Genomic DNA, 11,526 nt, shown 5'->3' with positions numbered 1-11,526 from the left:
TAAAAGATAGCTCTTTAGCTTAATTACCGGTATTTTTTTGAAAGCCACGGAATTAAGTTAGAGGTGATGAGGGCGGTAATGGCAGCCATCGTACCAATCTCCAGGCTACTGTATGGTAGTACTTCTAGGGCACCACCGATATAACCGAGTACTTCGCCAAAAATAAATGCCCAAAAAATAACTACGATTTGTTTCATCATTATTAATTGACCCCTTTCTCGAACAAAGCTATTCTAGCACAAACTTAAGGGAAAATAAATTAAACTTGCATTTTGGATATGCCTAATACATTTAGTATAATTAAGAAAAACACGGGAGGGAAAATGATGGCTTTTGTACCGCTACATGTCTTAAGTTCGTATAGTTTGTTGACGAGTCCAACAAAAATCGCTGAGCTGGTTAAAACTGCCAAAGATCGTGGTTATTCCGCGATGGCCCTCACTGATAATAATACGATGTACGGCGCGATTGAATTTTATCAAGCCTGTTTGAAGAATGATTTAAAACCAATCGTTGGATTGACCATTTGGTTAGATAGTACCCGGGGCATCGACAATCAGTTTGCATTGGTGTTGCTAGCTAAAAACATTAACGGGTATCATAATTTACTACGGATTAGTTCTGCCAAAATGACGGAAATCTCCGCAAAACCAACGCTTACGTTTAATGATTTACGAGCTTATTGGAAAGATTTAGTGGTGATCGTGCCCCCAGTTCGTTCCGAAGTTAATGAACTATTGGAGCGGGGAATGGCTAACGATGCCCAAGCACTAATCGAAGAATATCAACAATCAATTGACTCCCCAGATTTATTTTTAGGAATTAATGGGCAACAGTCTCACGTCATGCGCCAAACACTGACCCAGATGGCGCAGAAAGCAGGGATTGGTTGTTTACCGCTTCCCAGCGTTGAATATTTAAATGAAGAAGATCACTTCGCAACCCAGGTGCTACGCGACATTGATTCGGGAAAAGTTTTGCAGCATCCGGAACTTTTAGCAAAGGGCGGTGGTAACAACTGGCTGAAGCCCGCGACTGAATTTGTTCGCGAATACGGTCAGTTGGGTGATGCCGAAATGCTAACCCAGCTGGATAGGGTGGTTGCTGGAATTAACCTTGAAATTCCAATCGTAAGTCCGCGTTTACCACAGTTTGCAACCCCTAACCAGCAGGATTCGTTCACCTATTTGACCCAATTATGTCAGCAAGCATTAACCCAGGTGAAGGAAAATGTTCCGGACGCAGAACGTTATCAAGCACGGTTAGATCATGAATTAGCCGTGATTAAAGAAATGGGCTTTGCGGATTACTTTTTAATTATTCACGATGTGGTTCAATTTGCACACCAAAAGCAAATTTTAACTGGTCCAGGTCGCGGATCTGCGGCCGGTTCTTTAGTAGCTTACCTATTGAAAATTACGAGTGTGGATCCTTTGCAATACGGGCTTTTGTTTGAACGTTTCTTGAATCCCGAACGAGCGCAGATGCCTGATATTGATTTAGATATCCCTGATGATCAGCGGGAAGTCGTTTTACAATATGTACACGACCGCTATGGTCACCAACACGTGGGGCAGATTATTACGTTTGGTACTTTAGCTGCTAAACAGGCCATTCGGGACGTTGCCCGTGTATTTGGGGAAATGCCTAATAAAATTAACCAAATTAGCGCACTCATTCCTAATAAATTAAACATCACGTTAAAACAAGCAGCTCAAACCTCTCACCGGTTACGGGATTTTATTGAAAGTTCGCCGAAAAATCGGTTTATGTTTGAGACAGCGTGCCGGTTAGAGGGACTTCCCCGACACTTTTCAACGCATGCAGCGGGAATTGTTTTAAGTCAAGACGAACTGGTGGAAAGCGTGCCGGTTCAAGATGGTAACGAAGGGATGCTGATGAGCCAGTATTCCAAGAATTTTGTTGAGCAAGTTGGCTTATTAAAGATGGATTTCTTAGGACTTCGGAACCTTTCTTTAATGAATAACATTTTAGAACTGGTTCACCGTACCGAACCGCAATTTGAGATTGAAAAGATTGAGTTAAACGATCCGCAAACTTTACAGTTATTTCAGCGGGGGGATACTAGCGGAGTTTTTCAATTCGAATCTACAGGGATCCGTAACGTTTTGCGTAAAGTACACCCCACGAACTTCGGACTCGTCGTTGCGGTCAACGCCCTCTATCGGCCGGGGCCAATGGAAAATATTGACCGGTTTGTTAAACGAAAGGATCATCTGGAACCGTATCGGTTTCCTAACCAAATTTTGGAACGGGTTTTAGGTGAGACTTACGGAATCTTGGTTTATCAAGAACAGGTAATGGAAGTGGCCTCCGCGATGGGGGGCTTGAGCCTGGGCCAAGCGGACTTGTTGCGACGGGCAATGAGCAAGAAAAAGCATGCCGTAATTGAGCAAATGCGGACGAATTTTATTCAGGGAGCCGTTCAAAAGGGTTATAGTGAAAAAATTGCCCAACAAGTGTACCGGTATATCGAAAACTTTGCTAACTATGGATTTAATAAATCCCATGCAGTTGCTTACAGTAAACTAGCCTTTCAGTTGGCGTACCTTAAAGCACACTATCCTGGTGATTTTTATACGGCATTATTAAATTCCGTGGTGGGCAATGATACGAAAACTAAGACTTACATTCAAGAATTAAAGCGGTTAGGAATTCCTACGTTAGCTCCAGATATTAATCAAAGTAGCGCAACTTATACCTACCAAAATGGTCAAATCCGAATGGGATTTACCGCAATTAAGGGGTTACGCCGCGACTTTATCCAGCATTTATTAGCGGAACGTGAACGGGGCGGACAATTTAAGACGGTTGACGACTGGTTACGCCGAATGGGCAATCAGGGGATTGACGAAGATGTAATTGATAAATTAATTTTTGCGGGAGCTTTGGACAGCTTTGGCTATAATCGGGCGGAACTAGACGAATATTTACCCGAACTGCTTAAGGGGATTACCTTTAGCGGTCAAAATGTGGACCTATTTCAAAAGCTAATGCCGACAATTAAAAGTCGTCCCGATCTACCGCTTGATGAGAAGTTGGATCGGGAAGAAGAATTACTTGGAACTTATGTTTCAGCTCATCCAGTAGAACGGTTTGCGGAATTAATTAAACAGCGCCGTTTTGTCCCAATTCAGCAGTTTAAAGCTGGAGAAAAGGTAACTTCCATAGTTTATATCCGCAGTTTTCGCTCAATTCGAACAAAGAAGGGCGAACCTATGGCATTTGCTAAAATCAGTGACCAAACGGATGAGTGCGAAGCGGTAATCTTCCCCCGTGTTTACCAAGCCACCCAACTTTTAGAAAGTAAACGAGTACTGCAGTTAACGGGCAAAGTTGAGCAACGAGAGGACCAGCTCCAGCTAATTGTTGATCAGATTGAAGCACCTCGACAAATTGCACATGGGCAAACGCACTGGCTAATTAAAGTACCCAGCCGCAAAAATCCCGCAGATTTCCAAAAGAGATTATTCGGGATGTTCAAAGAGTACCATGGTAAAGTTCCGGTTACCTTGGTTTACCGAGATACCAATCAGCAACGAGCACTATCCGAAAAATTTAGTTTGCAAGGAACACCCGAAGTGAAGAAAGCGTTTGAAAATTTACTTGGAACAGATCAAATTTCATTGGTTGAAAAATAAAACGTGTATTAAAGCACTTACATTGAAAGAATTGGCAAAATGGTACAGACAACTGATTTTAAAAGTGATAGAATCAACAATGAAGTTTTGAAAAAACTCAATATTTCTATTTGAGGTGAAAAAATGAAGCGTATTGGTATCATGACAAGTGGTGGGGATGCTCCGGGCATGAACGTAGCCATCCGCGCCGTTGCACGAAAGGCCATAAGCTCAGGTCTTGAAGCTTATGGAATAAATTATGGTTTCGCTGGTTTAGTAGCTGGTGATATTCATGAATTCAAGGCAACGGATTTAGATGACATGGTTTCGCAAGGCGGAACTATGCTGTACTCAGCCCGTTACCCTGAATTTGCTCAAGAAGAAAGCCAATTAAAGGGTATCGAACAACTTAAGAAGTTCGGTATTGATGCGTTGGTTGTTATTGGTGGAGATGGTTCATACCACGGTGCTCTTCGCTTAACAGAACACGGATACAATACAATCGGCCTTCCAGGAACGATCGATAATGACATTCCGTTTACCGACTTCACTATTGGTTTTGACACCGCATTGAATACTGCAGTAGACGCGATCGATAAGGTCCGGGATACTGCTAAGAGTCATCAACGGGTGTTTGCGGTTCAAGTAATGGGTCGCCACGCTGCTGATATTGCTCTTTGGGCAGGAGTTGCTTCGGGAGCTGACGCAGTGATTGCACCAGGTTTTGATTACGATGTGGAAGCAATTGCTAACAAGCTTAAGAGAAACCGTGCTAACGGTAAGGATTATGGAATCATCGTAATTGCTGAAGGCGATGCAAACTCTGAAGCTGCTCCAGAGTTTATTAAAAAGCTTAAGCAATATGGTGACTTCGACGCTCGTGCTACGGTAATTGGCCATGTTCAACGCGGGGGCGTTCCATCTGCTAAGGATCGTGTCCTAGCAAGTAAGATGGGTGCTTATGCTGTTGAACTACTTCTTGAAGGCAAGGGTGGTTTAGCGGTTGGAATCTTGGATAACAAGGTTCAAGCACACGACATCACGGACTTGTTTGATGCAAAACATCAAGCAGACGACTCACTTTACCAATTAAGTGAGGACTTATCGTTCTAATTTTTTATTTTATTAATTTGGTATAAAATGATCTAAAAGATCTTTTATAATTTAAAATCAAGGGAGAGATTCTGTAATGAAGAAAACCAAGATTGTTTCAACACTTGGTCCTGCAAGTACATCAGTTGACACGATTGTTAAGTTAATCGAAGCTGGTGCAAATATTTTCCGTTTTAACTTTTCACATGGTGACCATGAAGAACATTTAGGCCGCTACAACATGGTTAAGGAAGCAGAAAAGATTACTGGTAAATCAGTAGGTATTTTGCTTGACACAAAGGGTGCTGAAATTCGGACAACCGTCCAAAAAGATGGTAACCAAGAATATCACACAGGGGATAAGGCTCGTATCTCAATGGATGCTAGCTTAGAAACTACTAAGGAAAAGATCGCGGTTACATACCCTGGTCTTTACGACGATGTTCATGTTGGTGGACACGTTCTCTTTGATGATGGATTACTTGATTTTAAGATTGACGAAAAAGATGACGAAAACCGCGAATTAGTTGTGCATGCTACAAACAACGGTGTCCTTGGTTCACGTAAGGGTACTAACGCTCCTGGCGTATCAATCAACTTACCAGGTATTACTGAAAAAGATGCTAGCGACATTCGCTTTGGTCTTGAATCAATGAACATTAACTACATTGCTGCAAGTTTTGTTCGTAAGCCTCAAGACGTTCTTGATATTCGTGAATTACTTGAAGAAAAGAACATGGAAGATGTTCAAATCTTCCCTAAGATCGAATCCCAAGAAGGTATCGACAACACTGACGAAATCTTGAAGGTTGCTGATGGAATCATGATTGCTCGTGGTGACATGGGTGTTGAAATTCCAGCAGAAAACGTTCCGTTGGTACAAAAGACATTGATCAAGAAGTGCAACGCACTCGGTAAGCCAGTTATTACTGCTACACAAATGCTTGACTCAATGATCGAAAACCCACGCCCAACTCGTGCGGAAGCTTCTGACGTTGCTAACGCTGTTTGGGATGGTACTGATGCAACAATGCTTTCTGGTGAAAGTGCTAATGGTGACTACCCAGTTGAAGCAGTTGCTACAATGGCTAAGATCGACCAAAAAGCTGAAAATGCTATGGCTGATGACGATAACCTTCAAATCAATACTTTTGATCAAAGTGACGTTACTGAAACAGTGGCTGCTGCCGTTGCTCGCGCTGCTAAGAACTTGGGCGTTAAGACAATCGTTGCTGCAACTCAATCAGGCTACACAGCACGGATGATTTCTAAGTATCGTCCAGATGCAGACATCTTGGCAATTACTTTCGACGAACGTGTACGTCGTGGCTTGATGGTTAATTGGGGTGTTCACCCAATCGTTGCTGAACGTCCTGCAACTACTGATGAAATGTTCGAATTGGCTGCTAACAAGGCAGTTGACCTTGGCTTTGCTAAGGAAGGCGACTTAATCCTTGTTACTGCTGGTGTACCAGTTGGTGAAAGTGGTACAACTAACATGATGAAGCTTCAATTAATCGGTTCTAAGTTGGCATCTGGTCAAGGTGTTGGCGACGAAACTGTAATTGGTAAAGCAGTTGTTGCTACATCAGCTGACGAAGCTAACCAAAAGGCTGTTGAAGGTGGAATCTTAGTTACAAAGACAACTGACAAAGATTACTTACCAGCAATTGAAAAATCAAGTGCTTTGGTTGTTGAAAATGGTGGTTTGACATCACACGCTGCAGTTGTTGGAATCTCAATGGGTATTCCAGTAATCGTTGGTGTTCAAAACGCTACATCAATTCTTTCTGACGATGAATTAATTACGGTTGATTCACGTCGTGGAATTATCTACCACGGTGCTTCAAACTCACTTTAAGATTTAAAGTGAACCATTAAAGGCTTGGGGTCTAGGACCCTGGGTCTTTTTTTGTGCGCTGGAAAATGAGCGTTTTTCAAGTGAAAAAGCGCCCAATATGAAAAGAAAATAATTTGCTAAATCTTTTTGAAAATACGTTGAAAAACGGGGATTTGCATTTTTCGCCTAAGCCAAAATAGTGTACAATAGTATAATAAATAAACTTTTAGATTAAAAAATGAATGCGAAGCTTCGTTGGGGCTTCGTATTATAATTGAAAAGAAAATTTTTTATGTAAACTGAAAAGTTCGGAGTGAAAATATTGGAAAGCTGGCTTTTTTTAATAGGGATTTTATTAGTTTCTTGGTTGGGAAAAAACCAATCATTAATGATTGCCACAATTGCCGTTTTGCTATTTAAGTTGCTGCCTAATTCTGCTAAACTCTTTAGCATTATTGACAAGCAGGGAATCAACTGGGGAGTGACCATTATTTCAGTAGCAATTTTAGTTCCAATTGCTACGGGAAGAATTGGTATCATGGACTTGATTAACTCATTCAAGTCACCAGTTGGCTGGATTGCGGTCGCTTGTGGGATTTTAGTTTCATTATTGTCATACCAAGGGGTCGGCTTTTTATCTGCTAGCCCAGAGGTGACGGTCGCGTTAGTCATGGGAACGATCATTGGGGTGGTTTTCATGAACGGGATTGCTGCTGGACCAATTATTGCTTCTGGAATAGCGTACTTAATTATTCAATTATTACAAATACAAATTAAATAAACGGGAGAAAACATGGAAACATTATTAGGCAAAAAGATTCAGGCGAAGGTTATTGATGAAAATGACCAATTTTATTTTGCACAGGCTGAAGATGGCCTCACTTATCGCATTGACAAAAGCGAAATAAAGAAGCCTTTAAAAAAGGATAGTAATTTCAGCGGGTTCGCTTACGAAAATGCTAACCACGAGCGTCAAATGACGCGCGAAGCCCCAAAAGCCACTACCGGAAAGTACGGTTGGGGGACGGTGGTTAAGGTTCGCAAAGACTTAGGAGTTTTTGTGGATATCGGTTTAAATAACAAGGACGTGGTGGTTTCGCTTGACGAATTACCAACGGAAACCAAGCTGTGGCCACACGTGGATGATCAGTTACTAGTTTGTCTCACGGTGGATAATAAGGAACGAATGTGGGCACATCCTGCCGATTCCACCGTTTTTAAGGCGATTTCTGTCCGGGCAAATAAAAAAATGATTAACCAGAATGTTACTGCAACGGCATACCGGCTAAAATTAGCCGGAACATTAGTAATTACTGATCAATTCCAACTAGGCTTTATCCATCCTTCAGAACGGGATCGGGAGCCACGTTTAGGTGAAAAGGTTCAAGCACGGGTGATCGGAATTCATCCGGATGGGACGCTGAACTTGTCGTTAAAGCCGCGCAATTACGAAGCGCTTGGCGACGATGCGGCGATGATTTTAGCGTTGTTGCAACACCGTTCGGATGGGCAACTACCTTTTAACGACCACAGTAATCCTAGTGATATCAAAGAACATTTTGGGATTAGCAAGAGTCGTTTTAAAATGGCGATTGGTCACTTGCTTAAGGCAGGCGTAATTGAGCAAACCGCTGATGGGATTGTTTTGAAGGAGCAATAGGTGATGGATGATCTGATTAACGATTATCTCCACGCTCTAAAAGTTGAACGGGGACTTTCAGATAATACAATTGTGAGTTATCGTCAAGAATTGCGCCACTTGCAAAATTTTTTGCAGGAGCAACATATTGCGGATATTAAAGATGTTGATCGTTATACCATCTTGAACTACCTAGATGCTTTAAAACAAACTGGCCGGGCCCGCAGTTCTTCAATTCATACGATTTCAAGTTTAAGGAAATTTTTTAAGTATCTGCTGCTTAATGACCAAATCCAAACGAATCCTATGGTAAATATTGACCCGCCTAAACGGGCACAACATTTACCATCGGTTTTGACCACTGAAGAAGTTGAACGACTGCTTAAAGTGCCCGATACTAGTAAACCTTTGGGAATTAGAGATCGGGCGATTTTAGAAGTGATGTATGCGACCGGTCTACGGGTTAGTGAGCTGATTGCGTTAAATCTAAATGAACTTCATTTAGAGATGGGACTTATTGAGACGGTTGGGAAAGGAAATAAGCAACGGATTATCCCAATTGGGGACGTAGCGATCCAATGGCTAGAACGTTATATTAACGGTCCGCGAAGAGCGTTGCTGGGAGCTAAGCGATACAATGAAATTTTCTTAAACCAGCATGGTCACCCGTTAACCCGACAAGGAGTTTGGAAAAATTTAAAAGCTCAAGTTCAAAAAGCAGGAATCAAGAAAAATATCACCCCGCATACGTTGCGACATTCTTTTGCGACACATTTGTTAGAAAATGGTGCAGATTTGCGTATTGTTCAAGAACTACTAGGACACGCGGATATTTCGACAACCCAAATTTATACGCACATTACTCAACAGCGGTTGGTGGATGTATACGATAAGTACCATCCGCGAGCCTGATAACAGGGGAGCAAAATGTTAGTTAAATATACAGAATCAAAAAGACAAATTGCAATGGGCTTATTGTCAACAATCGATGCGTTTGGTTCAATCGACGTTGTTCAGCAAGTTCTAGAGCGATATACCAAAAAGAATCGGCAAATTTATCTAGAACGTAGAAATGGTACTTACATTGGATTGGTACTAATTGTTTTGGAGGCAGATTGCGTAGTTGTAGAACGGATGGCCTTCATCGCCAATGAAGAAACGGTTTTTAATGAAAATGAAATCTTTCGGTCATTATTGTCGATCTTTCCAGACCGGCGCTTAATGGGCTCTTTAAAAACGAGTGCAATGATTGAAAGGTTTGAAATGGGGCAAGTTGATGAAAGCTAAAGTGTATAACTTACCGGACGTGAAGCTAGCCGATTTTGAGGGGCCGCTCGATTTATTATTACACTTGATTCGTCAATCGCAGATGAGCATTTACGATATCCGTATTTCAGAAATTACAAGCCAGTATTTACAGTATTTGCATACTCAGGAAACTCTGCGATTAAATATTGCCGGAGAATATTTAGTAATGGCGGCGAAACTAACTGAAATTAAGGGAAAAATGCTGTTGCCTCACGAAGAAGATGAAGAATTGGTTGACGAAGATCCCCGAACTGATTTAGTTGACCAATTAATTGAATACCAGATTTTTAAAACGGCCTCTGAAAATTTACGGGACTTAGAAGGCGAACGGCAACGCTCGTTTTCGAGACCTGAGATGGAAATTGACCCCGCAACGGTCACTAGACTAGCACCTGGAATCGAGCTTACCGATTTGCAAAAAGCTTTACAAAAAGTACTTGCTCGGCAAGCATTGTTGGAGCCAGTTTCACGCACGGTACAGACCGAAAAAGTTTCCATCGAAGAACAAATGGATTTTGTGAAGAGAAGGATCCAACAGCGCTCGGTTTGTCGTTTTGAAGATTTGTTTACCATCCGGGTGAACCGGGAAGTGTTGGTTACCACTTTTATGGCAATTTTGGAATTAGCCAAAAACCAGCAAATAAAATTATCACAGGATTCAGCAGACCAATCAATTACAATCAAGATAGGTGAAGTTAATGAACAAGGAACAAAAAGTTGAAGGGCTACTTTTTGTAGCGGGAGCTGAAGGGATTGCATTGGCTAGCCTAGCTGAATTAACCGGCTACGCTAAACCAGCGGTAACCGCCATTTTGGAAAAGTTAGCCGAAAAATATCACCAGGACCCCAATTCGGCGTTAAGCTTGATTCAAACGGGCGGAACCTATAAATTAGTTACCAAACCAGAGTTAGCTTCGCTAATTAAAAAGTATTTTGCTCGTTCCAACCAAGCAGGATTATCGGCGGCAGCTTTGGAAATTTTAGCGATTGTGGCGTATCGGCAACCAATCACCCGGATTGAAATTGATCAGATTCGCGGTGTTCATAGCGGAACTACCTTGCAAAATCTCGTCCTGAGAAATTTGGTTAAGGTTACGGGACGGTTGAACGAACCGGGACGACCGAAAACGTACGGAACCACCGCAGAATTTTTAGACTATTTTGGGTTACAAGATCTTACGGAACTGCCGGCGTTGCCTGAAGATACCGAAAATTCCGCAGAAGATCAAGATAATGAGGATTTATTTTTACAAGAGTTTGAATCGAAAATGACAACCAACAAGGAGTAACTATGGCAGAAGAAAGATTACAAAAAGTAATGGCTGAGGCTGGAGTAGCTTCGCGACGGAAATCGGAAAAGCTAATCGCTGAAGGACACGTTAAAGTTAACGGACGGGTAGTAAAAGAATTGGGCACTAAAGTAGAACAGCATGACCGAATTGAAGTTGACGAGGTGCCTATTCAGCGCGAGCAAAACGTCTATTTCTTATTAAATAAACCGCGCGGAGTAATTACTTCAGTTAGTGATGACAAAAACCGCAAAACGGTCATGGACTTTTTTCCAGACGTTACTGAACGGATTTATCCCGTGGGAAGGTTGGATTACGACACTTCTGGCGCAGTTTTGATGACTAACGATGGTGAATTGGCTAACCGCCTAATGCATCCGAAGTTTAAATTTGAAAAAACATACACTGCTAAGGTCAAGGGACTGGTCAATGGGTCAGCCTTGAAGCGCCTAGAAGAAGGGGTCGTAATCGATCACCGCAAAACTGCTAAAGCCAAGGCCAAGCTGATTAGTACTGATTTAGAAAAAAAGACGTCCATCGTGCAACTAACGATCCATGAAGGGCGGAATCACCAAGTTAAGAAAATGTTCATGGCGGTTGGCCATCCGGTGCAAAAATTACACCGTAATAGCTACTCTTTCTTATCAATTGATGATGTGCAATCTGGAAAATGGCGCGCCTTGAAACTGAGCGAAGTTAAACGTTTGAAACGGTAAA

At 42.0% G+C, this 11,526-nt stretch carries 11 protein-coding genes; 10 read left to right on the top strand and 1 reads right to left on the bottom strand.

Translation table 11 applies throughout. The annotated features are described in order from the left end of the window. Window positions 1-23: 23 nt before the first annotated feature. Complete coding sequence (locus HMPREF0623_RS09370; RefSeq protein ID WP_002831889.1) at window positions 24-200, bottom strand: YjzD family protein; 177 nt, start codon at window positions 198-200, stop codon at window positions 24-26. 126 nt (window positions 201-326) lie between these two features. On the opposite strand from HMPREF0623_RS09370, the gene dnaE reads away from it, so the two are divergent. The 10 genes from dnaE (at window position 327) to HMPREF0623_RS02545 (ending at window position 11,525) form a co-directional block, all read left to right on the top strand. Then, on the top strand, window positions 327-3,662 hold the full coding sequence (gene dnaE / locus HMPREF0623_RS02590) for a DNA polymerase III subunit alpha (RefSeq protein WP_036671240.1): 3,336 nt from the start codon (window positions 327-329) through the stop codon (window positions 3,660-3,662). 123 nt (window positions 3,663-3,785) lie between these two features. Then, window positions 3,786-4,754, top strand: coding sequence for a 6-phosphofructokinase (gene pfkA / locus HMPREF0623_RS02585; RefSeq protein WP_002830324.1), 969 nt, complete (start codon window positions 3,786-3,788; stop codon window positions 4,752-4,754). 76 nt (window positions 4,755-4,830) lie between these two features. Next, window positions 4,831-6,594, top strand: a complete 1,764-nt coding sequence (gene pyk / locus HMPREF0623_RS02580) for a pyruvate kinase (protein ID WP_004165935.1) — start codon at window positions 4,831-4,833, stop codon at window positions 6,592-6,594. Window positions 6,595-6,895: 301 nt separating this feature from the next. Continuing rightward, entirely contained in the window at window positions 6,896-7,354 is a 459-nt protein-coding gene (locus HMPREF0623_RS02575; protein WP_002831884.1) for a DUF441 domain-containing protein, read from the top strand. Window positions 7,355-7,366: 12 nt separating this feature from the next. Beyond that, window positions 7,367-8,233 carry a CvfB family protein gene (locus HMPREF0623_RS02570; RefSeq protein ID WP_004165934.1) on the top strand — a complete coding sequence of 289 codons (867 nt, stop codon included), beginning with the start codon at window positions 7,367-7,369 and terminating at the stop codon, window positions 8,231-8,233. Between the two features lie 3 nt (window positions 8,234-8,236). Then, on the top strand, window positions 8,237-9,124 hold the full coding sequence (gene xerD, locus HMPREF0623_RS02565; RefSeq protein ID WP_036671239.1) for a site-specific tyrosine recombinase XerD: 888 nt from the start codon (window positions 8,237-8,239) through the stop codon (window positions 9,122-9,124). Window positions 9,125-9,139: 15 nt separating this feature from the next. Further along, window positions 9,140-9,499: a hypothetical protein gene (locus HMPREF0623_RS02560; protein ID WP_002830319.1), complete on the top strand. Its 360-nt coding sequence runs from the start codon at window positions 9,140-9,142 to the stop codon at window positions 9,497-9,499. After that, a complete protein-coding gene (locus HMPREF0623_RS02555) occupies window positions 9,489-10,241 on the top strand; it encodes a segregation/condensation protein A (protein WP_004165932.1) in 753 nt (250 codons plus the stop codon). Before HMPREF0623_RS02560 ends, HMPREF0623_RS02555 begins: the two co-directional genes overlap by 11 nt. Further along, window positions 10,219-10,809 carry an SMC-Scp complex subunit ScpB gene (gene scpB, locus HMPREF0623_RS02550; RefSeq protein ID WP_002830317.1) on the top strand — a complete coding sequence of 197 codons (591 nt, stop codon included), beginning with the start codon at window positions 10,219-10,221 and terminating at the stop codon, window positions 10,807-10,809. Before HMPREF0623_RS02555 ends, scpB begins: the two co-directional genes overlap by 23 nt. 2 nt (window positions 10,810-10,811) lie before the next feature. Further along, the gene (locus HMPREF0623_RS02545; protein WP_002830316.1) at window positions 10,812-11,525 is read left to right on the top strand and encodes a pseudouridine synthase; all 714 of its coding nucleotides are present in this window, start codon (window positions 10,812-10,814) and stop codon (window positions 11,523-11,525) included. Window position 11,526 lies beyond the last annotated feature (1 nt).

Origin of the sequence: Pediococcus acidilactici DSM 20284, from assembly GCF_000146325.1 — a bacterium.
In the GTDB taxonomy this organism is placed as follows: Bacteria; Bacillota; Bacilli; order Lactobacillales; family Lactobacillaceae; genus Pediococcus; species Pediococcus acidilactici.
This window is presented reverse-complemented; position numbering and strand designations above follow the sequence as displayed.